Source organism: Bradyrhizobium centrosematis (assembly GCF_045571495.1).
GTDB lineage: Bacteria > Pseudomonadota > Alphaproteobacteria > Rhizobiales > Xanthobacteraceae > Bradyrhizobium > Bradyrhizobium centrosematis.
This window is the reverse complement of sequence record NZ_CP120703.1, coordinates 6436946-6462738: the sequence shown is the minus strand read 5'-3', so window position 1 is coordinate 6462738 and position 25793 is coordinate 6436946. Positions and strand designations below refer to the sequence as shown.

Genomic DNA, 25793 nt, shown 5'->3' with positions numbered 1-25793 from the left:
GCAATGATGAGGCATTGCTCCCGTGCCGCCGCCGGCTTCATCGGCCGCGAGGGCGGGTTGTGAACCCCATGAAACACGGCCATGATTAGCAGCCGCGGGAAGTTTCGTTTTGCAGATATGCCGATGCCTTGCTTCGGCGATGGTCTCGTCAGCTTCTGGAAAGCCTATCCATAATACGATCAGCTCAATTGTTTTCTTGGGCGTGAGGCTAGCATGGACCCGGTCGATCTATCCAATGTCCCAGATCGGTCTCGGGCGCAGCAAGCTGTCCGGGACGAGCACCAGGGGAGCCATGAAGCGCAGGAAGTCTTTGAGCAACACGTGGCCCAGGCGCGCCCAACAAATCCGGGTCATGTCTCCGGTGGCGGCCGCAACTACCATTCCGACCTCTCTAAAGAACACCGGGACACTATCGACAAGGCGATTGCCCAATATGTGGCTCAGAAGAGCCCGACGGTGAAGACGGTTAAGCGCTACACTCAGGCGCTTCGTCGACTAGGAAATCATCTTGGCGCTCATCACCAAGCGATTGATCTGGGGGATCATGACGCCTTGGTCCGTTACGTCAAGGCTCACTTCCCAAAGGACGAAGACATGAAGAAGGGGTTGAGTGTTCTTCGTGCATACCATGATCCAAGCTTTGTCTCTTCTGGCGGGCGCCCGCGCACGATGCCCTCAGCGGAAGACGCGCCCCTCTCACAGCGGCTTAGTGCCAGTGGCATGACGTCAGGCAGCGCCGCTCGTCATGATCGAAGTCTTCGCAGATTTTCTAACGCGCTTGATCGTGCAGGCTACTCGATATCCGGGCTAGACCACGCTGCGCGCATTGAATTCGCTCAAAAGTCATTCCCGAAGGACGAGCATCTATTGTTCGCGTTAAAGAAGGTTGGCGAGGCTGAGGGCGTTTCCGGAGCGGGTGCGTCTCGGAAGCCAAGAGGTCGTGTTGTCCCGTCGCCCACATTGCATCTTTACCCTGATGACGCTCGCATCATAGATGACCTCGAAAAGACAGAGTTGAGCATGCTCAAACCCGGGGACAGCCGGAGAACAGTTGTCCGAGATCTAGCCCACAATCAACGAAGATTCGGGGCTTGGCTCCAAAGGGAGGGGCGAGGGAACATAGTGAGCCGACTCACCGGCACCAGTGAGCAGCAGAAGTCTTTGAACGACGATCACAGGGACTTTAAAAAAGCCAGTCGAAACGCCGACATGGGCTTCGATCGTCTTCGGAGCTACCTATTGCTCGTCAAGGCGAACGCTGTGCTGGGCGTCTCCCTCGACCAGGCGGGTGGAGAGCCGACGCGTGGCGAGCCGAACTCAACGTGGTCGCCGCACTTGCCGTCCGATTTCGAGTGGCCGACTCCGGAAGCGGTGCCCGATGGGTCGTCCGCGATCTACCGAGGTCTCGACTCTTTGGTTGATCTGCCGTCCACCTCGCGGGAGGTGAGAGACGATGCTCAGTCCGCGCCGGTGGGTAAGGCTGCCGCCGGACCGCCGCTCCTCACCGGACCATCTGGCACGCCAGCTCAGTCGTCGGACATCTACCGCGGTCTCAACTCTTTCGTTGATCTCCCATACACACCGCAGCAGATGCAAGACGATGCTCAGTCAGCGGCGGTGGGTAGGGTTGTCGCCAGACCGCCGGCCTTCACGGAACCATCAGACGCGCCAGTCCAGTCGTCAGATATCTACCGCGGTCTCAATTCTCTTGTTGATTTGCCGTACACACCGCAGCAGATGCGAGACGATGCTCAGTCAGCACCGATGGGTGAGGCTGCAGGCAGACCGCCGCTCTTCGCCGAACCATCATACTCCCGAGCTCAGTCGTCCGATATCTACCGCGGTCTCGACCCTTTGGTTGACTTGCCCTACACACCGCAGCAGATGCGAGACGATGCTCAGTCAGCGCCGGTGGGTGAGGCTGCAGGCAGGCCGCTGCTCTTCGCCGAACCATCATACACGCGAGCTCAGTCGTCCGACATCTACCGCGGTCTCGACTCTTTGGTTGACTTGCCGTACACACCGCAGCAGATGGGAGACGATGCTCAATCAGCGCCCTTGGGTGGGGCTGCCGCCAGACCGCCGCGATCCACCGAACCACCAGACACCCCAGCTCAGTCGTCGAACATCTACCGCGGGCTCAACTCTTTCGTTGACTTGCCGTACACACCGCAGCAGATGCAAGAAGATGCTCAGTCAGCGCCGGTGCTCAGCCCCGGCGGTAAACCCGCGTTCTCCGTCGGACAGTCGCGCGTACCTCGGGGCTTTGAGGACATCGGATACCGAGCCGGCGAGGATTGGCAGCATGGCTTCCAGCCAGTACCGGATGTTCTGATCGGTGTTTTGGACAACATCGAGGGCCTGCCGTCCCAGTTCAGCGGCCCAACAAAGGTCTCCATGAACGATGAGATCTACTCGATCACATTGGGGTCCCGAGGAAGCCGAGACGCGCAATTCGCCCATGATCCTTGCCCGTCCCCTGTCCCAGGCGCTCAGATCGCCCCTTCGGCTAGCATTGCCTATTCCGATCACCCCAGCGGACTCGTGCTGGGCCCCACGCAGTGGCTGGGCGACGAGCATATTCAGCGGGATTTTGAGGTCTTGGCGCATGAGTTGCAGCAAAGCAATCCAGATCTCGCCGCCCGAACGCGGTTCGTCGATCCCCTGATAGCCCAGATGTTGCGATCCCCCTCCAAGGAGGTCGCCGAACGAGCATTAGGGTGGCTTCGCTATGGTACAGCCGACTTCGTGTTCCTGCCGGTGAGCGATGCTAGTAATACGGATAGACATCGGCGCGGCAGTCACTGGTCGCTGCTGCTGGTTGATCGCCGCGATCGGGGCCGGCCGGCCGCCTACAACTATGACTCCACTCAGGGGTATAATGACAAGCCGGCAGCGGAGCTCGCAGCTCGGCTCGGCGCTCACCTGCAACGAGCCCCGATAAGACAGCAGCAGAACGGTTATGACTGCGGCGTATTTGTCGTGGACGGCACCCGGGAACTTGTTAGGCGATTGGCAGCAAGACGGCCGGACCTGAACCTGAGCAATCTTGTCATTAGCCGGCAGGCACTGCAAGACCGACTAGGCGTTGGTGTCGGCTTCAATTGAACGGGGTGCGACCGCGCAAGATGCTGTTCTCGCTAATCGAAGATCCGAAATCGGTGCGTTCGCAGACCATCATGGTGTCTCACGTGAGGAACTGAGACGCATACGATCAAGACCGCCTGGTTGGCACAAGCGCCCGGGCACAGCGAGCCCTATGATCGCTTGGGTGAAGTTCAGGCAGCCTGTTGACCGGCGGGCTTATCGGCCCTGGCGCGGGAGCTTTCATTCCCAAGGCAGCAGTTGGTGCAGTGATGACGCGGGAAGATCGGCGATCCGGGCCAGGACTTTGGCGAGCCAGGCTTCCGATCGACCTCGTTGAGGGACAGTCGTGATCAACGCCAGGCACCACGTCGCCTGCCAGCGAAGATCCAGTTGCGCCTTCCCAAGGCGCGCCTGCGCGCAGTATCGAGGGGGAAAGATCGAGCCGCGATCGGCAGTCGCACGCATTTGCGGACAGCACATCTGCGACTGTCAAGCGGCACGATCAGCGTATGATAATACGCTATCAAACTCAATTCCTGCGCTATCTCAGCGGCGATTGGGAATTGATCCAGCGCCACCAAAGGCTGAAAAAAGTGCGACATCCGCATTCGCGGAGAGATTGCCTCGCGCAGACTCTACGGATGGCGTGAAATCCGCGTCACGTCAATACGTCATCGAAAGTATGTTGCCGACTGTGCGCCATGCTCTGTGCGTGCCGGGGATGTCGGACAGGCTGAGCCCGTAATCATCTTCAATCTCGCGGAGGCAGCCGAAAAAAAGCTGCGTCGATCGTTGCTCAAAACAGTCGCCGAACTCTTCCCGTGTATAATCGCAGGCCAACCAAATCGTCAGATCGCGAACTCAATCCACTGCCGCCTAGCCCGTTGGGGCGTCAACATTCGTTGGGGGTTCTCTATTCCACGATAGGTCACCCCTGGGGTCGAACGACAAGTAGTCGCAAGTCAGTTCTTCACCAGGTTGTACGTCGCGCGCCGTTAAAATGCGGCGATGATCGTCTTCATATGTGTTTGGCAGACCGCTGTGGTTCATGAAGCGGGCGTTGTCGGCATTGTACTCTATCACACCATCGTTTGCCTGATAGTCTCTTGGATAGGCATGCTTATCAAGCAGAGCTTGAAATGTTGGAGCCAGACCTTCGTACTGCTCAGGCGTTACCGCGATGTCGACGATCGGGTTGTGAATCCAAATCAACGAATCTTTGGGTAAATGAGTAGCGGAAAAAAGTCCGATACCGCCAAATTGGTCTGGCTTCAAAATAGTTTCAACGATCAACATTAAAGAAGTCTCCCAGAGTCACCTGGCAACCTAACTGACCTCAGTCCTGAAATCTCCTGCACGGGTTGGTAGGTACGTTTATGGCGCCTCTATCGCAAAGTGGAGTTCTCAGCTTTCGTTTCTCGGCCTACGCGGATCGCGATCCGTGACACCGCCATCGTGTTGACGCTGGAGGGGTGGAAAATCCGTAAGATTCCGAGCAAAGATCCCCGTTGATCAAGGCGCCGCTTTTATGCCGCGCGACCACGACCTGTGGACCTATGAGCGCGGCGGCACGTCGGAATTTCTGGCACTCGGCAAGCCGCCGACAAGTCCTTCATCGAAGCTTTAAAGAGGCGTTGTGACGCCGAATGCGTCAATGCGCGATGATTCCTGGATCTTGTACCGCACAGCACAAAGCGGAGACATGGGCAGGTATTGCGGCACAGAGCGCGCGGTTGGGGGCCGGCGGCAGACCGCCGGTCCCGCTGCACAATCGCCTCCGTGCAACTCGTTCGCCAACGTGATCACGCGCTTCGCAAGGAACAGAGGGTAAGAGCTGCTTGGCTCGACGAGGAGCCGCTAATCGATGGCGTTTGCGGGTGCATCGGGGCCGCGCCGGTTATCCGCAGCGCGCCGAGCCTTACTAAGCCTCGTAAGAGTAGCTGAAGCAAGCGATAGCCCATCAATAAGTCCGCAACCCGAGCTATCGGTCCTGGCTCCTCACATAGGGCTGTCACTGACGTCTACATTTGCGGATGATGGATGAGCCGAACGTCATTGGGTCCTCCCGGCCCCAGGAGGCCGGTGTAGAGCTCCCCGAGAATATCATATTGCTTCATCGGTTGCGCTGCGTCCGGCAAGAGACCCCACTGGCCGAGCCTCTCGATCATCGTGATTGGGGCGGGCTGGGTGCCGTGCGAAAAGCCCTCAGGAACGGCAAATGATGCGGCGTAAACGTCGCGGGCCGCGGGGACCGTCGTCTCAGTTCTGGCGGACAGTGGCGCGGCTTGCTCCATCGTCTGGGCAAGCAGGGCTGGCGAAGGCTGACCCGCAGGGTCTGCGCCGGGCTGGGAAGCGTTTTCCAGTCGAGATCCGAAATAAATGGGTGCGCTCGACAAATTGAGTGGGGAGCCGCCCCTCACCGCTGCCGCGGGCACGAACAGCGCCGTGAAGCGGTCGTTGTGAACTATGAAAGGAGCGGATGGGGTGTCCTGGCTGGGCAGGATGCTGCTAACAGGCACTCCCAAATCGCCTGGCGGATCATGACGTTCGGCTGGCGCGCCAGACGACGAGGGGCCGGCGCTCTCCATCATGGCCCAAAGCAGATCCTGATCGTAGCCTTCCGGAGGAAGGACTAACCGATCGCTGGCCCGAAACGGGGTGCCGATGTCTTCCATCGGCTCGCGAGCGGCAGAATTACCCTTATCACTGGGCTGGCGATCAATAGCATTTCCTTCCGGCTGGTCGAGTGTCCTCTGCCTCATCGCAGGCCTCAACGACAAGCTCAAATCATCACCAGTGAGGACATCGTAACCTGGAAAAGAGGCGATCCCGGATGGCGCGTTCGTGGCCTGCTGGTGACCGTCGATCCAGTTGAAGTAACGAACGCCGCCATCTGGTGCCCCGTGATGGGGCGCAGGTGGGAGGAGAGACGATGCCAGGATGGCTTGGAGCGGATTCCGATCGTGACCTTCTGCAGCAAGCTCATGTGGCCAAGTCAATGCTTGTGATGGCGCGCCAAGCAGCGCGTTAGCGTTTTCGCGCCCGGTGACAGCGCGTTCCGGATAAAAACCATCCGCCGTCTGGTGATCAAGCCCAAGAGCTTCGGCGAGCCTACGGCCTTCTTCAGACAGGTGAGGCTGGTAAGGGCCTGGAGCAGCAGGATGCTCTGCGACGGCGGTGTCAGGATGAGGCAGTTGATCGACGTATGGATCAAACTCCATTTGTTGCTGCTGCGGTTGTGGCGCGCCAGCGTGGGGAGCGAAATTCCGGTCGAATGGATTGATGTTGTTGAATGGGTCCATGGACCACCTCATTCGAATAAGTTGCTCTCTGCTTCCATCTCTATAAGGATCAGCTGTCAGAAAGCTGACGCGGTTTTGAGACTCAAAGGCGAAAATGGCTTGGCCCGATTGCTGCACGTCTTCTAGGCAACACGGGAGAAGATGCTGGATTGCGACTTGTGCACCTACTGCCGGGTAAGTTGGAGTTGGCGGATGCATTCAATTTTGTAGAGAACGGTCGGGAGGGCTACAATCCATACAAAACCAGAGTTTCCTGATCTGAATCCTTGCTGGTGCTGCCCGGATCGTGCCTGAGCTCAGGGGAACATCCACGAAGCATGCCTTCGCGAGATGGCCCTGACATAATCGTCGTTAGACCGTGAATCAAATCAAGCCGTCTTGGCAGAGTCGCCCTTGCGGACCCCGCGGGAATCTTGCAGCTACCACGAACTCTGAAGCCGAGAGAGTAAGAAGGCCTGCGATCCGTTGCGGCCATCGTCATGGATTGCCGGCTTTTTCCGACCGAGGACCGACAGGTTTCAGCGCCCGCAACGGCGTGGTGTCTTTCGGAAGGAAGATGTTTCCGACCAAGCGTATAAGACGGTGCGGCCAATCATTAGGCTATTGATGGCTGGCCAGTCCACCGCGTCGAGCAACTACAGTTAGTCCCGCCGTACCGGCGAAACGCAGATCTGTAGACAGCTCATAGTCAGCGGCAAAGCGCAACTCCCGGAGTGGTCGTACGCACCTGATGGCTTCTTGATACAACTCGTGCGCTTTGTAGGCGGCGAGATCCGTCTCGCTCACAAACTCACCGTACACCACGATGTCGATGTCATTGCCCAGCTGATCGCTCTTGCGATTGCACGCAATCTCCAGCCGGTGTGCATGTGGGATTGAGATGAGAACCGACAGGCCTTTGAGGATTTGGTCGATACCGGCCTTGTCCCTGGCTGTGAAGAAGACAATGTGACGGATCATGGTGGCCGCAAACGTGATGCCGCAAATTTTGGCGCGTTCTTATATCGAGATCGAGCTCAAGGCAATGCTTGAACAGACGCCGGCAGTGCGGTTGTTCTTCACCTAAGAGACGCCGCTAATGTGCAGCTAATGCCTCGTTTGCGCAGAAAACCATTATGCATGCCTGCGTAAATAGGCCATGACCGGCGTCGCGCACTCTAAGCGTTCAAGGGCCTGATCCGAATCGCGAACTCTGCGGGAACTCGTTGCTCTCGCGAGGGCGCTTGGTGAATGGCATGGCCCCCGCAAGCCTCCAGCGTGCTACTTGGCGGGATCGCCTGCGACGGTGACCGAACCCGCTCGCGCCTCAGTGAAGAGGCGCGCGCAAAAGGAATAGGAAAATACCAAACTGGCGGAGCTGATCACGTCTCACCCGACCTTCTCAAGGGTGGGGTGGCTCCACACTCATCCAATGTCTAAAATCTCCGGTGAAATCAGTCACCTCTCGTAGAGTTGTCGCCCGATGCGTACCGACCTGCATCTAGTAAGGGGTTCTGTGAACGCCCATGCTTTCGTCCGATCTGGACACCAGATACCGATCTCGGCCGGCAAGAGGAGAGGAAAACGATTCTTGAGGGCGCAATGGTGAGTGGCGGCCAAATTGGTTCAATGTATTGCTTAGCGTCCGGCAGCTTTTGAAAATCCGCGCGGCGGAGTGGACCGCGACGGGTGTCTTGTATGCATTGTGCTCGCTCGCAAGCTGTGAGAAGGGCAGGAGCGATGATGCTCGACCGATGAGGTGCGAGCAGCTTGCGTTCAAGTCCGTCGACGAGTAAAGGCGTTCTCGTTGATCGGCGTTCGCTTTGCGACCTGTCGCTGCATTGTTGGAGGATGAGTTGCGTACAACGCCAGACATTTGGCCGAGCTCGACGAGCCAGCAGCGCATTGTGGTGACGGGAACAGGCCCTGGAGTTGGAAAGACCGTGTTCTGCGCAGGGCTTGTCAATCTCCTCGGCGCGACCTTTTGGAAGCCGATTCAAGTTGGCCTCGAAGGCGAAACGGACACGGAGCGCGTCGCTCGTCTTGCAGGTCTTTCGCCAGATCGCATCATGCCTGAGAGCTACCGGCTGCAAGCAATCATTTGGCCGAACTATTCCGTAGGCCCTGACGAGGGCTGTATCAAGACGGATACGCTGGACCTGCCGGACAGCGGAGGACAGCCACTCGTCATCGAGGCAACCGGCGGACTCATGGAGCCGTTGAATTGCGCCTCGCTCTATATTGACCTTCTGGAAAGATGGCGGCTTCCTGTCGTACTATGTGCAAGCACAGCTTTGGGCACGATCAATTGCTCGCTGCTGTCCATAGAGGCACTCCGAAGACGCCATATCGACATTCTTGGAATTGCTTTCGTCGGCGAAAGGAATTCGGATGCCGTGACGGCCATTTGCGAGATCGGACGGGTGCGGTGGTTAGGGCGACTACCTTGGATCCATTCTCTGTCAGCAGAGGCGCTGCAAGCTGCGTTCAACGCCTCCTTCTTGCGCGATGATTTCCAGGTTATAAAGCGAGCACCGGATCAATCATAAGGTCTTGAGATATTCGATAAGGGCTCGCCGCTCGACGTCGGTCAACCCTGGTCCGATCACGCCAGGTGGCAACTTCGATAAGTCGGTTTGCTTGCCTTCGAAGGAATGACCGCGGTTGCTGTTCCCAAGCAGCGACACATCAAAGTTTGTCAAGCCAGCCGCGCAGCCCTCACTCGACTTTGCTTTCGTAACAAGACCGACTTTGATCGGATCGAACGCGCGGCTGCCGACACAAAACGACGTGGGCCGTTCGGCTTGCGGCACCAACATGTCTGCCAGCGTCGGAACGGAGCCGTTGTGCAGATAAGGAGCTGTTGCCCAAACACCGTCCAAGGGGCGCGCCCGGTACTGAGGTTCAAGGGCGAGCACAAGTTCGTCCTTGCCGTTACGGCTCGCTCGAGCCGAGACATAGACTCGCTGGTTTTGGCAGTTCTTCCGTGGCCCCCACATCTGCCGCTTGATGTCTTCAGAAGTGCCGTTCGCAATCATCCATTGGTCGATCGTTTTGCCGACCAGGTCCATAAGCGCCAGGACAAACAGAGGATCTGCCCCTTTATCTACCAGAAGGCCGCAACCTCCGGCCTTGTTGAGGTCATCTGCGGGATTTAACCCCAGGGACTCTGGCAGGTGAACGCGACGCGTCGTGAGGACGTTGGATTGTTGGCGGTCTGTGCCGATCGCCGAGACCGGCATCTGGACCACATTGAAATAATGCCGCCCGCCAATCTCCACCCAATTCTTCTCGTTCTTGGCTGAGCGATCGGGGTTTTCCTCGTTCCAAAACGAGTCTTGCGGCCATTTTTTATCGAACGCAGCATCGTTGACCGGGCCTCGGTGGCATTCAAAGCAGTGAGCGCGATAAAGTTCGCGGCCCTGTTCAACGAGTGTTTCATTGATCGCCCAGGCCGGGTCACCACGGAACTTCTCCTGCGCATCCTTCCACCTCGGCGCTACAAGGCCTGTGAATTGTCTGCCCGATGCATCGGCGGACGAAAAGGGATCAGTCCCGCGCAGAAGCTCTTCAAACCGCGCGATGTCAGATAGATGTATCGATGAGGCAAAAAGCGGCCGCCCGGGCGCGGCCGCTCTCATATTGATTTTCGCGCTGACACCAAGGGCTTCGCCAGAATTGCGAACGAGTTCGTTGAGAACGGAGGCGTCATACTGTGCCCAGAGGAAATACGGCGTGTCCCAGATTGGCGGGAAGCTCACGGGCGCGTCATGGCGCGCGAAGTTGCCCTTGAGCAGTGGCTCGGAGAGTTTGCCGGTCACGGGATCAAGTAGGTTGGTATAGAAGACCTGGTTTCCGATCCGATTCAGCGCGTCAAGTCTTCCGAACCCTTCATCGAGATCTGTGGCGCCCTGTCCGGTCAAAAGTCTGTCGGTCGCTGCCTTCTCATTCCTGATCTTTCGAAGTGCCAGCTCAAGATCGTTCCGCAGCTGCTTTCGATCGACGCTCTGCCCTTTGATCTGCTCCAGTCTGCTGGCGAAACGCTCGAAACGCCATGGCAAGATCAGCGTGTAGCCGATCGACAGCCCGATGGCTCTTTCGACCTCGCCAAGATTGACCATCGCCGGCCCGCCGTCGAACCGTATGCTGACATTGTTGTATTCGAGATGACCCGTATGACAGGCGGCGCAGGTTAGCCCGATCTGGTCTTCATAGGCGGCCCCGGTGGTCGGATCGATACCGCCCTTGAGGATGGCAAAGCCGACCGGCAAAGCATTGGGATTCTCGGGCGTGTTTGGAACCCAGTCGGGGCGGGCTGTGTCTCCATTCCGCGCGTCGTCGTGATAACCGTATGCGGGGGCATTACCGCCGAAGTCCTTTGATCCAGGACTCGGAATGAAGCCGAGCCGACGCAGGTAATTCTCGTCCGTCAAGCTCGTGTAAGAGAAGGAAAGCTCCGGGCGTTCTAGGGCCAAAAACCACTGATAAGGAACCGGTATGGTGGCTGTGCCCTGCGAGGTATGGTGAAACCAGTAACGTTGGCGGAAACTCCAATTTTGAGGCAGCCAATAAGCGCCTCTAATTTTTGATGGCTCAGGCAGGGTCGCGGGCAGCAACTGAGCGACTAGATTGGCATCGTTCTTGATTTTAAGGGCTGCATCGCGAACTTTCTCTGGTGCGAAATACACCAGGCCCGCCGCTACCATCACGATAGCGACGATTGCCAATAACAGGCTGGTAATATGAGGCCAGCGCGTCACCCAGGAATAAAGACGAGAGCCAAAAGAAGGTCTGCCCATAGCAAGGACTCCATCCATCTTTTTTCGTGCGTCCAGCGAGTCCAGCAGGCTAGCGGAAGCATCGACGGCGTTTGTTACTTATTCAACAATTGACTGTTGATGAAGGCGACCACGTCTGTCGTCTCGGCTGCCGCGCGCCTGGTCACCGTCGCCGCGGCCGGGCCCCCGTGCAAAAAGGAAGGGAACCAACCGAAGTTGCGAACATTCCAGTCTTCCTTCGGCCAGACCGCGCGGTTCACGCCTGCGACTGCGAAGTTTGGAAGTTTCCTGGCGAGTGGCTGTGCCGTCTCGGTGTGGCAGCTCACGCAATCGGTATTGAAGAAGTGGCTCTTTCTCGGATCGGCAATGGTATTGACGATTTCGATGATGCGGCTATTGGGCACGTGACCGTCGATGAATTCCGAGGTCGAAACGCCCTTGCGATCAGCTTGGGGTAAGGGCGGATTTTGCAACGCGGCGTGTCGGCAAGTGATTGGATTTTGATTGTTAGGGCCCGGTTGCGGGACCACGTGCTTTCCGCCGATGGCGCTGAACATCTGCGCCGCGTGCATACCATCAAGCGTCGGGCCGGGCACCGTTATTAGGTCTGCTTGCGGGACCCTCAACATCGACACGAAAATCCAGGGTTCGGGTGGTGAGATGCCCATCACTGCCATGGTATTGAGGCGCTGGGGCGAGAGATGCTTCTCAATCAAGGCTTTGAGTGAATCGCGAAACGGTTTCGCCGATGCCCCCACAAGACCCGGATGCACGTTCAGATCACCGGCAGTGGAGACCTTGACATTGCCAAACTGTCCGGCCGCAAGCTGATCGCGCAAGGTCGCCACATCCCGAACGATTGCCTTGAATGCTTCGTCGTCCGGTTTGAACCGCGGGAACGGCGCGCAACCGTTGAGGGGCGCGTCCGGGTCGAGAGTAAAGCTGAAGATAAGATGGCTTGCAGTGTCGTGGACCTTGAAGCCATCAGCCCCGTTGGTCACCGGCTGAATGATCAGGCGGATTTGTGGTTGCCGACCAAACTGGGCGATGATCTCCGGCGACAATCCCGGCGCGCCCGGATCGATTCGGATGCCGGCCACAAACCAGGCTTCGATCTTTTTCACAGCATCCGGGAACTGAATGTGCCGTACCCCCGAATCTGGCACGCTCGGATGTTCGGGATTTTCCGCGTTGGCGATAAAGCGCGCAAAGTCCGCGTCGGAAAACAGTCGCTGCGGCGAGGTGGACGGGCCGGCGAGATCTGATACGGCGATCAGATTGGCAAGATCGGCCGCAGACTTCGGTGGTGGAAAGAGAATGGACACATCATTGGGTGCAAGCGGCCTTGACGCCGCTCGCGCCGAGATCGTTCCTACCTGCAACGCTGCGCCGAACATCATCGCCGCCGATAACAAGCGCGCGAGCCGTCGCGGAAACAGCGATCCCTTGATTTGGATCCTCGCGATCATTGGAAATCCCCCTGTAGACTGAAATGGAAAACATCGATTGTCGAATAACTATGATGGGTCACTAAGAAGACTTGCCTCCGCAATCCGGGCGAGTGGATCAAACCCCTCATTCCTCCCCGTAAAATCGGCTTTGCAAGGTCTTGAACTTCGTCGGGTGCAGCGCCTCCTCGATGCAGCCGAGAAACATCTCACTGCGTGCTTTGACCCGCGCGTGGTCGGCTGGATGCGCCATGTCTGTTTGCAAGGCGCGCACTTTTATCCAATCGTTCGCGCGATCCTAGAGTAACTCGAACAGCGTTCGGCGATTGTTGGGCGGTGATAGCCGATCGTCCTTGTACCGGTGCAACCGGAAGTGAGCGAAAGTGACCATGGCCGAAATCTTCGCGTCCCATAGCGCGTCTGGAAGCGTTAGTAGATCAAGTCCTTGTAGTTCGCCCAATTGCTGGATTTGATCCTGCGCTTCCTGATACTGCTCACGGCCGACCAATTGATACACACCGCGCGGTCGAAACAGCCAACCGTCTTCCGTTCCGGGCTGGTTGCCGAAGTCGTTGCCCTCGTAAGCGAGCACGAAATCGGCAAGTTCCTTGGGATGATTAAGCAACGAGTTCACGTCGACCGGGGGCTTGTTGGCGGCCACAAGCCTAGCGTTGTTCATGTCAATTCGATCGCGCCATTTCTGTGGGAGCTGAGAAACCGCGCTGTAGGAGAAATTCTCGCTGGTGCGAGTAAAGTCGGCGCTGTCGTAGGAGACCGATCCCAGGATGTAGGCCAGGACACGGGTATCCGTCTCCTCGACCCGATCCCATTCCTGCAACAGAGCCTTCACCTGCTCGGCCTGATAGTAGGCCATATAGGTCTTGCGATAAGGCGCAACGGGTGGAGGAGCCGGCGAATGATCCTTGCTTGATTGGCTCAGTTGACGCTCGTAAGCGGCGACGTTTTCCAGATAGTCCTCATAACCGCGCTTCTGCAACCAATTGCTCTCATAACAAGCAAGTAATGGCTGCGGCTTGATCTTTGAACTCAGTTGATATCCCTTCGCGAGCTCCTCGGCGTAGGCAGCTCGTGCGAGCTTGGCATCTTTGAGGGTCTCAAACGCGGTCGCGACCGATCCATTCAGAAGATGGAATAACTTCACTTGCAGGCAGTCAGCATTGCTCTGCCTTTCGCGAGACTGATCAAAATCGTCCTTCGGCACGCAGTCCCAAAAGCGGCCGCTGCTCAATGAGATGATATCCTCGGTCTTCTGGGATAACGTCCAGCCGAGGGGAAGGCTGTAAAACAAACCTGTGATGTCCGTCCGGCCGAACGTTGGAAAGCGCTGAACACTGGGCGTTACTTCGGCCTCGAGCCCACGGTCGATGCTGGTTGCATGATTGAGCGCGACATAGGTCCGGGAGGTTCGCGTGCTCAAAAGCGCGCGTACCGGCTCCATGAGCTCACCAAACATGAATGACCCATGATCACCAAATTGCCCGCTGACGAGAGACAGCAGGTAAATCCTAAACTTCGGCGCGTCGGAGGTGCCTTTGATGGCGTTAAGCTTCTGAATCAGGTCGAGCGCGGTCTCAATGCCAGAGTTCTCCACATATCCGCCGTCCACCAAGCGCGCCTGCGGATGAGAGGTTATGCAGTCGTTTTTGACCGAGACTGTCGCCGCCGGCGTCACCCAGGGGAACCGAGCGCTCGTGAAGGCGGCTGTGCTGAGCGGAATATGAAGCGACCGGCTTTTGACCCTTTGGTCGGCCCCGGTGCCCGCGCGTTCAAGCGCCACAAGAACGCATAAGTCGGTGTCTCTCGGGTGCTGCGAATCGAAATCAAAGGGAGAGAAAACGGCCCGTTTGCCGCTGCCGGCATCCGTCGTGTTGAACAACAGCGCCGGCATGTTGTTGCCAGGCGCCCAATGGGATTGAAAATCGGCCCTGAACAGATTGGATTGAACGCCAATGGTCTTCTGGTTGCCGAGCATCCTGTCACCGGCATTCTCCAAAGTGTATTCGAGAAAGCGGGCGCGATCGAAGGCGGGAATCGCAAATGGTGAAAACATCTGGGTGAAATCAGTAAACAGGAAGCCAGCCACCAAAGGGGACAGGAAATCGGTTGCCAAAACGCTTGCAACGCGCTGCTCGACCGGCCCAGGCGCATCCAGATCTTTGACCCCCCCAACCCCCGCAAGGAAATCTGCGATTTTGGGGCATGTCTTGGCGTCAACAGCATTCAAATTTAGGGACGCATTTTCGGCGTGGAGCGCAGCGGCAAAGATTGCCGAACCGACGCTGCCTCCGGAAACACCGCTGATTGCAAACAGATGCTGGCGAAATGCCGGGCAAAGATCCTGCAGCCGTGCAAGAAACCGTGCCGCGTTATTGGCGGCATAAATCCCTCCGCCTTGAGCTGCCACAATGAACACGGGATATTCACCGAGCCTGTTGGCTTCTTCCACCCGGGGTTTTTGTAGAAGCCACTCGCGGAACGCGGCGGCTGCGGACATGCGCGGCTTTTCTGGCTGGCTGTTTGCTTCAGAGACGGTCCGCAGCTCGTGGTCGTCGCCTCCCAGTAAGGAGGCAAGCAGAAATAAGCCGCCAAAGACAACCGGAATAAATGGAAACGCAAGTCTGATCGTCAAGAGAGAAAAATGAACCGTAAGGCCAACGATGCAAATCGCAAACAGAGCGATCACGCCGAATGATCCAAAGAATTGAGCGAGCCTATCCGGCAGCATGAGGAATGCTGCTGTCAACAGCACGATGCCGGCGATCGAGAGTGCGAGAAACCTGTAACGTATGAAGTAAGCGTTGTTGGCGCGACTCGCCACAGCAATCGAGCGATCCCTTGATCCGATTCGCCAAGTCAATACCACGAAACAGACAAGCGTGATCAGCATGCCAATTGCCAGGATCAGGAGCATGTTCCGCTCAAACGCGAGCGCCTGGTCTTGAATACGGAAGATGCTGCCGACTTCCTCGACTTCACCAATCTTTCGCGCCGGCCGTGATGCGAATTGGCCTGCTGTGGCGGCGATGATCGGCAGTGCTCCAAGCAGAACTGGAGCAAGTCGTATATAGAAGGCTAGGCGCCCGGTAGGGTGGGGAATTTGAGGCAGGGTTGCAGTTGTGAGCTGAAACGCGCTAGCCCAGATTGCTATGGCGATCACGCCCAAGGCAGCGAATTCCCGGAACGTCACCCAACCTAGGTCGTCAGCGGCGATCCGGTAGAGTTCCTGAATCTGATCCGGTAGGTACAGCAAGACTGAGAGGGCTCCCGAGAGAACGATGATCCATCGAAGGTTGCGCAATAAAGTAAATAGCTGCTCGCGCACAGTCATGGCGTCATCTCCCTCACGCTATTCATGGAGATCGCTGGCAAGCCACTGAAACAGGCTCGGATAGTAGGCATTCGCGCCAGCTCACATTGAAAAGTATTGAGCCCGTGGAGTACGGGGCGAATTGAAACAGATAGAACGGCGTGACACGCTCTTAGGTAGCGCGCTTCCTATTGTGCACTTACCTACAGCAGTGTTCCGGGTTTGTCGATATGTTCAGGGTACGTGCGCAGAGTTTTCCTCCGAATGACTTTCTACTTTTTGCCTCGCGTGCAAATGCCTGCCGTCATACGACCGCAAACGCTCGGCGCCGACTGCACGCTTGCTCCTACGGAGAATACACGCTTACCCGGCACGCGCGAATTGGGTCCGCGACGAGGCTTCGAATCGCTCTCAACAGCGAGGTCTTGCTGCTCAAAAATAAGGTCTTGCGCTCTTGTTCATCGTGACTGCGCGCTGGAACGCAAGAAAGCGGCGTCGTCGCTGCTCTAGTCTAGCGGACTTGTGAAGTGAGGTCCGCGGTAGTTTGCGCCCCGTTCCGAGCGGCATCGGTGACGCATGCAGCGAGCCCGGGAGCGATGCTCGTCAGTAGTGACGTGCGTCAGCCTCACATTGAGCTATGTCCAAGCCGGATTCCTCTCGGAGGGCGGGCGACGTCGGGAGCCTTGCAGTTGAAGTTCTTTCGTTGGGTTGAGCGTATCGGGCACACGATCGGGCTGTTGCTAGCGATCGTGGCCATTGTCGCTATCGGAGTGATCGTCGGTCGCCCTGCAGAGAAGAGTGGCAATCAGCCGAATTTTGCAGGCGCAGAGCAGCAGCAAAAACGTCTCGCGGTCTTTCTCGACGGGACATGGAATAGTGTCAACAGCAACACCAACGTCTGGCGAATGCGCGCTCTGTGCACAAGTAAAAGCGCGGATGGCAAGCCTCAACTTGTCTACTATGAGGTGGGCGTTAATGGCTTTTTGGGCGGTGTTTTCGGTCAGGGGCTCGATGAGAACATTCGTCTAGCCTATGAGTGGCTCATCGAAAACTACAACGAGGGCGACGAGATTTTCATTTTTGGCTTTAGCCGTGGAGCCTTCACAGCCAGGGCGTTGGCAGGATTGGTTGCCATAAACGGGGTCCTGAAAGCTGGCTCTCCGATCGGAGTGACAGAGCTATTTGATCGCTACAAAAAGGGCGATGAGGAGAGCATTTGGCGATTGAAGGAGATCGCAGCGAGTGGAGACACCAGCAAGCTGACAGAGCAAGAAAAGTGGCTCTTGAAATACTCTCAGCCAGCCCAGGTAAAGATGATGGGCGTGTGGGATACCGTAGGGTCAGTCGGCTTGGCGGCAGGGAATATTCCAGGCATTAGCCGTTCCCAGTTCGATTATCTCCAGACAGGATTGCGGATCCATATCTTAAACGCCTATCACGCCCTTGCCATCGATGAGCACCGCAACGACTTTGCCCCCACGCTTTGGGATGTTCGTCACCCAAAAGATCCAAATGCGGTTGTTGCAAAGCCGCGCCCCCTTCTAGGTGTTGAGCAGCGATGGTTCGTTGGTGCACATGCTAATGTTGGAGGCGGCTATCAGACCGATCTTCTCGCCCAGGCACCGTTGCGCTGGATGATGAAGAAGGCAGAAATGCACGGGCTATCGTTTCGTTCGGAAGTCGATCTCGATGGCGACGCTGTGACTGCGGGAATCGCCGATTCGTACGCGTCCTTTGGCTCTGGTCTCTATGCCTTGTTCACTTCGCCTCTGTATCGCGCCATCGGAAAGGAGCCGGATATCAGGGAAGACGGTAGCCACATCAACGTCAATGAGAGCATCGACGCCAACGTATTCAAGCGATGGCGAGCTGATCCAAGTTATCGCCCGGCGAACCTCGTTGAGTGGGCGCGGCGCAAGAACGTTGACCCCGCCCAGTTTCAAACAAGCGTGCGGGCTGACAACCCCATGGTCGAGGTGCCAGACCCATAGTGAAGCGAGGGCGTCGCGAGGTGAAAAATCTAGGCCATTTTACCGCGACAGGTGACTTCGCTCGAACGTCGTGTGAATCTTTTGACGATTGCAGGGGGGATGTCAGAAGACCATCGGGTTCGAGTTCGGTCCGATGAACGTCACGCGCCTTGGTATGAAGGGCGAACTCATTTCGCATCAAGCCTCTCCTCGACGGCACCGAGCGCGGCGCTCACGCCGAGTATTGCTCTACGATCGCTTTGCCCCGTGCCGAGATTCCGTCCAGCATCGTGTCAAGCACCGGCTCTTTCAGCCCTTCGACCCTCGCCTGCTTCACGACGGCGCTGAGCGCGTCGGGAATTTTCTCTCCAAGCCCCACCAATCGCGCGATCATCTCGTCGGGATCCATTCTCATCAGTTCCGCCTGGCGCCTCCAATGCCGCGGCAGGATTTCTGAGAACTTGTAGTCGCCGCCGATCTTCATCGCCATGCGCAGCCGCCGCCGCTCATACTCGTCGTCGTCGTAAGGCACAAAGCTCAGGACGTCGTAGAGTGGCGCAAGAAACATCCGCCGGCCCGGCAGGTGGATGACTGAGAAGTTTTTCGCGTGCGCGTCGGTACCGAGCACCAGGAAGCTGAAGGAGATCATGTCAGCGAACGCCGCTTTGTCGGACTCCGCATCGGTGCTGTAGCGCAGCACGTCGTTAGAGATTTGCTCGATCGAGGGGCCACCCTCGCTCTGGTACTTGATGGCGGGATGCACGCCGAGGGCCTGGCACATGTCCTCCTGGTGGAAGCGTCTAACGACACCGTCCTTGTCGATCTCGCGGTCATACCGGGTGACGACGACCGCGACCTCCTCACCAAACGTGCCGACCCTGGCTTCGGCTGCCGTGATCCCGAGCTGGTTCGCAAGGCGCAGGCACACGTACTCGTTCTCGGTCGTGCCTCGCAGGTGAGGCATTGGCGGCTTGAGGATGTGTGTGGTCGCGCGGCGTCCGCTCGGCACGCCCCACCGCTTTCCGTCGAACAATAAGGCCATCTTCGGCTGCGCACCGGCGAGACTGAAATGCCCCCGGTCGCCGTCGCGGCGTCCCGTCCAGGTCCTTTCCTCGCGCAGGCGCTTGAGGCGGCTTGCGACCTCCGCCTCTTCGATCCACTAGACCTCCCGGGCGAATCTGCGTTGGCGTCCATCCACTCATCGGTGACAATCTGGATCGCGCCGGCGCAGTCCTCTCCGACCTTCGATAGCAGAGCGAACGCGCTGTTCGGCGACACGCCGTAGGTCTGTCCCCATTTCTGCAGAGTCTGGTCGTTATCCGGAAGCAGATTCCAGAGATAATTGGCTACCTTCGCGCCGGTGTGCTTCTTGGCTGCGAGAGGCAGGGACATCGAAAGCGGAATTTGAACCCTGTCGGCTGCGAGCCAACGATCGGCGTACTCGATGGCGAGGACGCCGTATCCGTCTGCTCGAGACGGCCGATCGGGATCCCGCCCATCAGGACGTTCATGAATTTACTCATCGCTGCCGTTTCCTGAGGAAGCTGGGCTCGCCGAGCGCGAGATCACCAGTGTCCAAGTCGTCGTCCCGGACAGGCCCCGGCAGACCCGCGATGTTCAGGTCGATCCCTAGCGTGGCAAAGGCCTTTAGCACCGTTCCGAGGCTTGGATTCTCGAGGCGGCCGGTCTCGAATTGCGAGATCCACTCCTGGGTGGTCCCCAGCTTCTCAGCAAGTTGCTTTTGGGTCAGCTTCCGCTGATGGCGGGCTTCCCGGACAGCCAGGCCTAGGTCGCCGATCGTCTTCAAAATCATGCCGGTGAGCCCATATGAGATTTAAAACATATGGCGGGTATATGATTTTTACGCAATAGCGGATCTTTATTAGTTTTACATGATAAGATGGAGATATGAGCTAAAACTCATGCCGGGGCGGTGAGTGCTCGTCCAGGTCTTGGATTAGCCCCGAGCGATCCGAAGACTTCGCCGTTGCGGGTCTTGCCGCACGCTAACCGTCCCGCCGCTGGAGTAAGTACCTTGGGGGACGTGCTATGCCCCGGCTTGAAAGCGGTAACGTCGGATGTCCCGGCCTCTGAGGGGGCGGTGGAACTCTATGGCATACAAAATGAGCCCTTCGCGGCCTCGACAGAACGCGCGAAGCGAGAGTATACCGGAACATACTGTGAACCATTCTTCCGGTTGCAAATCGTAAATCTGCTCTCGGCTTTAAGTCTTACGCCTTTTCCTGGGCTTAAGGCCGACTTGATAAGCTCTGGGATGTCGGCGCAAGGAGCGTGTGATCATTGTCCCTGTTCCGCCATTTGCATGACGACGCGTTCTTGGCCTTCTCGCGCGATCACAAGCACCTCTATGCTGCTTGTCTGCTCGATCTCCATGAGCGTTTTTTCTCGGGGGCGCCAGCATTCCCGACCCCTCAGCAGGTTGTGCACGTGATCTACGACGTCATGCGTGCCAATCCCACGATGTGGAGCGAAACCGATGATTTCGGCAGCCTGCCGGAAATGATTTCGGCCGGTCGCCGCCGCATTCGCAAGGCGGATGTCGCGCTCGCCTCTGAGAAAGGGGAGAAGGCGCTTGGCCTGGCACGGCAGCTCTATGCCCGGCTCCTTGCCTGGGGGTGGCTCGAGGAGGAGGAATATGGTCTGCGCGTCACCGTGGACATGGCGATGGGACCTCTCCTCGTCATCCAGCGGTTGGCCAGCCTCAACAAGGATCTGTCGCAGCGCTTTGGGGGGCTGATCGTCCAGATACGCCTTAATCTCGAAGCGGTTGAGAAGCTTACGCCCGAGGTCACCGATCGCAAGCAGCGCGAAGCCGCGCTCGCAGTCCGAGAGGCTCGCAACCAAGCGGACCAATTCACCAAGAGCTTGCGCGCCATTCTCGCCGACCTCAAGCGCATCAGGCGAACGGTGATGGAATCAAAGACCGTCGGCAGCCGGCTTGAGGCCTTCTTCGAGGAATTCGTCGACCAGCTGTTGCTGAAGGATTTCGAGTCCATCCTGACCGTCAACCATCCTTACCGGTTCCGCGACGCCATCGTCGACCTGGCGCGCAGAATTTCCTACACGCCGGCCACCATGCAGGTGCTGGCTGAGGAGTACGTCGCCGCCAGCATGGCATCCGACCTTGAAGACGGCCACACGGCGGCGGCCGACGACCTGCTGGCCATCGAGAACATCTTCGAACAGATCGGCGAGATGTTCGACCGGATCGAGACCTTCCGGCGGCAACTGGAGGCCCGCGTCCGCAACACCATCAAGTACGCGGAGCGCGGCGCACAAGGTCTGGTCGGCCGCGCCGGCGATCTCGTCCGTCGTCTCGACGCGCTCTTGCGAGACGGACGTCATGAACGCGCTACCGTCGAGTGGAACATCGAACCGCTTCGTTCTCCCTGGTCGGAACACCACCAGGCACCGACCCGTCAGCCGCGCCGGCCAGTCGAGGCGAGGGAGCTTTCGGCGCCGCCTTCGGATCCGCTCTATGAGCTCAGGAAGCAACTCCGGCTCGAATACATCGCGCGCATCGCGCCGCGTCCGGAGGACGTCCGAAGGTTTCTCGAGGGTCAGGTCCCGCCGTTCGGAACGAAGGAGGCGCGCTTCTTCGAAATCGGAACGGTCGACGACTTCCTCGCGTTCGACTGCGCTCGCCGCTACGCCCTGACCGGCGACGTGCCTGCGCAGATCGCCGGAAACTTCGAACTCGAACCGTCGCCAGATACGCCGCCTCACGACAGCGAATGGGTGCGATGCGCGAATTTCGTGATCCGTCGTCGCGGTCTTGGCAGCGGCTCTGGCAAAGGAGCGGCGCATGCTTAGCGAATTCGAGAACATCGAGCGCTCCGCGGGCGCCGACAAGGCGGCTGACCTGCGCAAGGCGCTGCACTTCCTGCTGCGCCGGCAGTTCGTGTTCGCGGGCGATCCCCGGACCGGCACCGTCTACAACTCCATCATGGACGGGCGCTTCCGTGACGCAGTCGACGGGTTTTTCGATACCTGCGGTTACCGCGTCCACCGCGATCCCGAGGCGCAGTGGGCGGGCATCGTCGCCATGGATGAAGACGTGCCGCTGCCGCGGATGAAATTGGACGAAACCATCGTGATGCTCGTCCTCGCCGCGTACTGGCAGCAGGAGATCAACGCAGGTGCGATGGAAGACCGCGCGGTCGTGGTCGCCACCCTGAACGATCTGTTCGACCGCTATCGGGAGATGGTGCAGCCCAACGGCGGCAGCGCCATCTCCAGTCAGCGTTTCCGCGACATTCTCAAGGAGGCTGCGCAGCGCAGCCTGGTCGAGATCGGCGACTTCGACAACGAGCAGCAGGACTGCGAGGTCAGGATCCGCCCCATGATCAAGCTGATCAGCGGTGGCGACGCCCTGCAGCGGCTGGAGCGATACATCCGCAGCGAGGAGGTACGCTTTCCCCGCGACGTGGGAGATCAGTCATGATGGAGTTGCGGCATCTCGCGATGGTGAACTGGCACCTGTTCGACGTCGCCGACATCGCCGTCGCCGGTCACATCGGCGTGCTGGGCGAGAACCGGTCGGGCAAGTCGACCATCCTGGACATGGCCCAGGTCGTTCTCACCGGCGGCAACCGTCGCTTCCTGCGCCTGAACGCGGTCGCCGGCGACAGCGGAAAGTCCCGCAGCGGATCCAAGCGCAGCGTCGTCGACTACTGCCTCGGTACGCTCGGCGAGGACCAGCGACGCCGGGACGAGGCCAGAACCTACGTTGCGCTCGGATTCGAGGATACCGACGGGGAGCGGCCTCCGGTCACGATCGGCATGGCTCTCGAGGCACGGAAATCCGACAGCAAGGAGACGGTGCTCGCGCTTTTTGTCGCCGTCGGTGCGGTCCTGACCGCAAAGGACTTCATCGAGCGCAAGGGCGCGCAGCAGTTCCCGGCTCAGTGGGAGGACGTGCGTGCGCGGATCGTGTCGACGGTCGGCGAGGCGAACTTCGTCAATCACCGGGACCGGGCCGGAGACTACGTGCGCGAATACATGCGTCATCTGGTGCCCCACGCGCCTTGGGGCGAGCAGAACGCGAGCGCTTTGCAGAAGTCCATCGTGAACGCGATGACGCTCGACCACAATCAGACCGCCACCCAATTCGTACGGGACTACATCCTCGAGGATAGCCGCATCGGCATCAAGGAGCTGCGCGAGTCCATCCAGACCTACCGGAACATCAGCGAGACGATCCGGAAGATGCGGGAGAAGCTCGACGCGCTGAAGGCGCTGCGGGCGATCCTGGCAAGTCTCGAGGAGACTCTGGAGACCAGGTTCCGCGAAGAGTGGATCGCCAAGCGGGCCAATTGGCTTGCGGCCAGGGCGACCAATCGCGACCTGCGGGCCAGGTTGCGCGACGAGTCGGAGCGGCGTGCTGCGGCGACGATCGAGCTCGCCGACATCGACGAGGACGTCAAGGCCATCGATAAGGAGATCGAACGGCTCACGACGGCGATCGCGGAACACGACGCCAAGACGGGCCGGAAGGAATTATCGCAGACCGCCATGATGGCGGACCACGCCGCGCAGCGGGCCCTATCCGAATTCAGTGGCCGGGTGGAAAGCATACGGCGGCTGCGCCCGCTGCTCGCCATGTACGGCTGCGGCTTTGATGAGTTCATTCCCGCCATCGAGAAGCTCGTCGGCGAGGCCAAAGCTGCGGAGATCGGCGCGGTGTCCGATGGACTCTCAGCGGCCGAGCAGGCGTTCGTGTCGTCGGCTCCGGCATGGTCGGCCAAGGTCGACGAGGCGCGGCAGGCGATCATGGCCGAAGCGTCTCGGCTGCGCGCGCAGCGCGGAGAACTGCTCGAACGCATCCGACAGCACGACTCGGGAAGTGCACGCGCGCACCTCGAGCCGGACACCGAACGACTGTGCCTCAGGCTCCGTCAAAAGGGCATGGCGCCGCGGGTGCTCTGCGAACTGATCGAGGTCGCCGATCCGGAGTGGGTGGGAGCCGCCGAGGCACTTCTCGGTCGTGACCGGGACGCAGTTTTCGTGGACAGGCCGGACATCGGCGCGGCGACCTCGATCTTCAAGGAGGGGCGCCGCGAGTTTCGGCACACCTCGCTGGTCAGCCTCAACAAGCTGGAGCAATTCAGAGCCAAGCCGGACCGCGGAACGTTTCCTTCGATCTTCCGTACGGATGATCCGGATGCCTTGTCGTTCATCATGCGGCGATACGGCTCCGTGCGCCTGGCCGAAACGGTCGAACAGTTCAACAAGCCGGGCAGGGCCCTCATGAAGGATGGCCTGTACGACGATGGCCTGGTGCGGACTCACCGTTCGATCGATCCCTCGCAGCACAAGATCGGCAAGGTGGCCCAGGCGAACGCGCTGCGGGCGCTGCAGGACCAGGCGGACGCGATTGACGACGCGCTTTCGCAGAAGGCGAGGGAGGTCGAGGCGGCCGATGGCGCATTCGCGGCCCTGAAGTCCCTTTGCGCCGACGGGAGCGCCAGCCTGAAGGCCTGCGCGGTAGCCTTCTCCGCCGCGCGAGCCGAGAAGATCGACGCGCAGGCAAGATTGTCGGCGCTTGACGGGGCCGGCGATGGCGGGCTTCGGGCGAAGAAGAAGGCTCAGCTCGACCTGAAGGAGCGCCGCCGCATCGAGCGGGAAACGCAGCAGAAGGCCTTCAACAAGCACAATGGCGAGGTGCGGCTCATCGAGGGCAAGCTCGGCGACGGCGAGAATGTGCCCGGCTCCGAGCTCAACTTGCGGGTCGCCCGCTCGATCTTCCTCAAGAACCGGCCGCTCTACGCCGCAAGCAAGGGCCGCGCGGCGTACCGGTCCCGCCTCGACGCTCGGGCGCAGAAAAGCGAAGCGGAGAAGCATCGTTCCATCGCCGAGAAGGCGCTGAAGGATGCAGGGGCCTCGGATGTGGAGCGTAACCGCATCGAGCGCCGAGTACGGGAATTCCTGAGCGGCTACTTCGACGATTTCGGAATGAGCTCCCAGGTCGGCATCGAAAGCGAGCCCCTGCGTGAAGTGAAGCCCTGGATGAAGCAGTTGATCGACGACATCGAGTCCAACGAGCTGCGCAGGTACGAACGCCAGGCGCGCGAGGCCGCCGAGAAGGCTTCGACGCTGCTCCGCGGAGAATTCATCAATGCGCTGACATCCCGGATCGGAAAGATGGAACGGGACCTGCAGTCGCTCAACCGTAGCCTCCATGCCCATCCCTTCCATAACGAGCGCTATTCGTTTCATCGCACCCAGGTCGTGGAATTCCAACCGATCCTCAAGATCATCGAGATCGGCAAGACCTCTCCTGAGGCCTTGGACATGCTGTTCCGGGGCGACGTGCCCGACGACTTTCCGCACAAGGACACGATCAAGGCGCTGGAGGCTTTGCTCGAGGATACCGAGAAGGACTTTACCCAATTCGAGGACTACCGAAATTTCTACACCTTCGAGATCCACATGGAGGACGTGGCGACCGGTCGCTCGACCCGATGGGAGCAACGTCGTGGCACCGGCTCCGGCGCCGAACAGCAGGTGCCGATCTACGTCGCCATAGGCGCTTCGCTCGCCGCCGTCTACGGAAGTGCCGAACGGCGCGCCGGCAAGCCCTCGGGCTTCGCGCTCGCGATGTTCGACGAGGCGTTCTCCAAGATGGACGGCCGAAACCAGCGCCAAATGATGGCGTTCTACAAAAAACTCGGCCTGCAGTTCGTGATCGCGGCGCCGTTCGAGAAGCGGGTGGCGGTGCTGGAGCACATGGATACGATCGTGGAAGTTGACCGGATCGGGGAGCAGTCGAGGGCAACGGTGGTTTCGCTGAAAGAAAAGGCCAAACGCGAACTCATGGCGATCGATCCCGACCTCATGTCCGACCAGGATCTCGCCGCCCGGCTCGCTGCCGAATAATC

15 protein-coding genes and 2 pseudogenes are annotated in these 25793 nt (G+C 59.0%); 6 read left to right on the top strand and 11 right to left on the bottom strand.

The window, feature by feature from the left end:
* The first annotated feature begins 1122 nt into the window (after positions 1-1122).
* Complete coding sequence (locus P6U31_RS30535; RefSeq protein ID WP_407185379.1) at positions 1123-3108, top strand: Ulp1 family isopeptidase; 1986 nt, start codon at positions 1123-1125, stop codon at positions 3106-3108.
* Between the two features lie 219 nt (positions 3109-3327).
* Here P6U31_RS30535 and P6U31_RS30530 read toward each other — a convergent pair.
* The 4 genes and pseudogenes from P6U31_RS30530 to P6U31_RS30515 all read right to left on the bottom strand — a co-directional run.
* A pseudogene (locus P6U31_RS30530) lies at positions 3328-3503 on the bottom strand (IS66 family transposase); the annotation flags it as partial.
* Positions 3504-3963: 460 nt separating this feature from the next.
* On the bottom strand, positions 3964-4383 hold the full coding sequence (locus P6U31_RS30525; RefSeq protein ID WP_407185378.1) for an SET domain-containing protein: 420 nt from the start codon (positions 4381-4383) through the stop codon (positions 3964-3966).
* A 725-nt stretch (positions 4384-5108) separates the two neighbouring features.
* Entirely contained in the window at positions 5109-6389 is a 1281-nt protein-coding gene (locus P6U31_RS30520; protein ID WP_407185377.1) for a hypothetical protein, read from the bottom strand.
* Positions 6390-6989: 600 nt separating this feature from the next.
* Positions 6990-7349, bottom strand: coding sequence for a Dabb family protein (locus P6U31_RS30515; RefSeq protein WP_407185376.1), 360 nt, complete (start codon positions 7347-7349; stop codon positions 6990-6992).
* A gap of 875 nt (positions 7350-8224) precedes the next feature.
* Between P6U31_RS30515 and P6U31_RS30510 the strand changes: the two genes are divergently transcribed.
* The gene (locus P6U31_RS30510; protein ID WP_407185375.1) at positions 8225-8917 is read left to right on the top strand and encodes a dethiobiotin synthase; all 693 of its coding nucleotides are present in this window, start codon (positions 8225-8227) and stop codon (positions 8915-8917) included.
* Here P6U31_RS30510 and P6U31_RS30505 read toward each other — a convergent pair.
* From P6U31_RS30505 to P6U31_RS30490, 4 genes are all read right to left on the bottom strand, one after another.
* Positions 8912-11167 (bottom strand): di-heme-cytochrome C peroxidase, encoded by a 2256-nt coding sequence (locus P6U31_RS30505; protein ID WP_407185374.1) that lies wholly within the window; start codon positions 11165-11167, stop codon positions 8912-8914. The genes P6U31_RS30510 and P6U31_RS30505 overlap by 6 nt on opposite strands.
* Positions 11168-11241: 74 nt before the next feature.
* The gene (locus P6U31_RS30500; protein WP_407185373.1) at positions 11242-12615 is read right to left on the bottom strand and encodes a hypothetical protein; all 1374 of its coding nucleotides are present in this window, start codon (positions 12613-12615) and stop codon (positions 11242-11244) included.
* A 106-nt stretch (positions 12616-12721) separates the two neighbouring features.
* Positions 12722-12847: a hypothetical protein gene (locus tag P6U31_RS30495; protein ID WP_407185372.1), complete on the bottom strand. Its 126-nt coding sequence runs from the start codon at positions 12845-12847 to the stop codon at positions 12722-12724.
* Positions 12848-12892: 45 nt separating this feature from the next.
* Positions 12893-15943 carry a hypothetical protein gene (locus tag P6U31_RS30490; protein WP_407185371.1) on the bottom strand — a complete coding sequence of 1017 codons (3051 nt, stop codon included), beginning with the start codon at positions 15941-15943 and terminating at the stop codon, positions 12893-12895.
* Between the two features lie 668 nt (positions 15944-16611).
* On the opposite strand from P6U31_RS30490, the gene P6U31_RS30485 reads away from it, so the two are divergent.
* A complete protein-coding gene (locus P6U31_RS30485) occupies positions 16612-17913 on the top strand; it encodes a DUF2235 domain-containing protein (protein WP_407185370.1) in 1302 nt (433 codons plus the stop codon).
* 211 nt (positions 17914-18124) lie between these two features.
* Here P6U31_RS30485 and P6U31_RS30480 read toward each other — a convergent pair whose 3' ends face one another.
* From P6U31_RS30480 to P6U31_RS30470, 3 genes and pseudogenes are all read right to left on the bottom strand, one after another.
* A complete protein-coding gene (locus P6U31_RS30480) occupies positions 18125-18934 on the bottom strand; it encodes a HipA domain-containing protein (protein WP_407185369.1) in 810 nt (269 codons plus the stop codon).
* 224 nt (positions 18935-19158) lie between these two features.
* A pseudogene (locus P6U31_RS30475) lies at positions 19159-19296 on the bottom strand (HipA N-terminal domain-containing protein); the annotation flags it as partial.
* Positions 19297-19411: 115 nt separating this feature from the next.
* A complete protein-coding gene (locus tag P6U31_RS30470; RefSeq protein ID WP_407185368.1) occupies positions 19412-19705 on the bottom strand; it encodes a helix-turn-helix transcriptional regulator in 294 nt (97 codons plus the stop codon).
* Positions 19706-20193: 488 nt separating this feature from the next.
* Between P6U31_RS30470 and P6U31_RS30465 the strand changes: the two genes are divergently transcribed.
* From P6U31_RS30465 to P6U31_RS30455, 3 genes are read left to right on the top strand one after another with little or no spacing between them, the layout of a single operon-like run.
* Positions 20194-21726 (top strand): Wadjet anti-phage system protein JetA family protein, encoded by a 1533-nt coding sequence (locus P6U31_RS30465; protein WP_407185367.1) that lies wholly within the window; start codon positions 20194-20196, stop codon positions 21724-21726.
* Complete coding sequence (locus P6U31_RS30460; RefSeq protein ID WP_407185366.1) at positions 21719-22357, top strand: DUF4194 domain-containing protein; 639 nt, start codon at positions 21719-21721, stop codon at positions 22355-22357. Before P6U31_RS30465 ends, P6U31_RS30460 begins: the two co-directional genes overlap by 8 nt.
* On the top strand, positions 22354-25791 hold the full coding sequence (locus P6U31_RS30455) for an SbcC/MukB-like Walker B domain-containing protein (RefSeq protein WP_407185365.1): 3438 nt from the start codon (positions 22354-22356) through the stop codon (positions 25789-25791). The genes P6U31_RS30460 and P6U31_RS30455 overlap by 4 nt, the downstream gene beginning before the upstream one ends.
* The last annotated feature ends 2 nt before the right edge of the window (positions 25792-25793 follow it).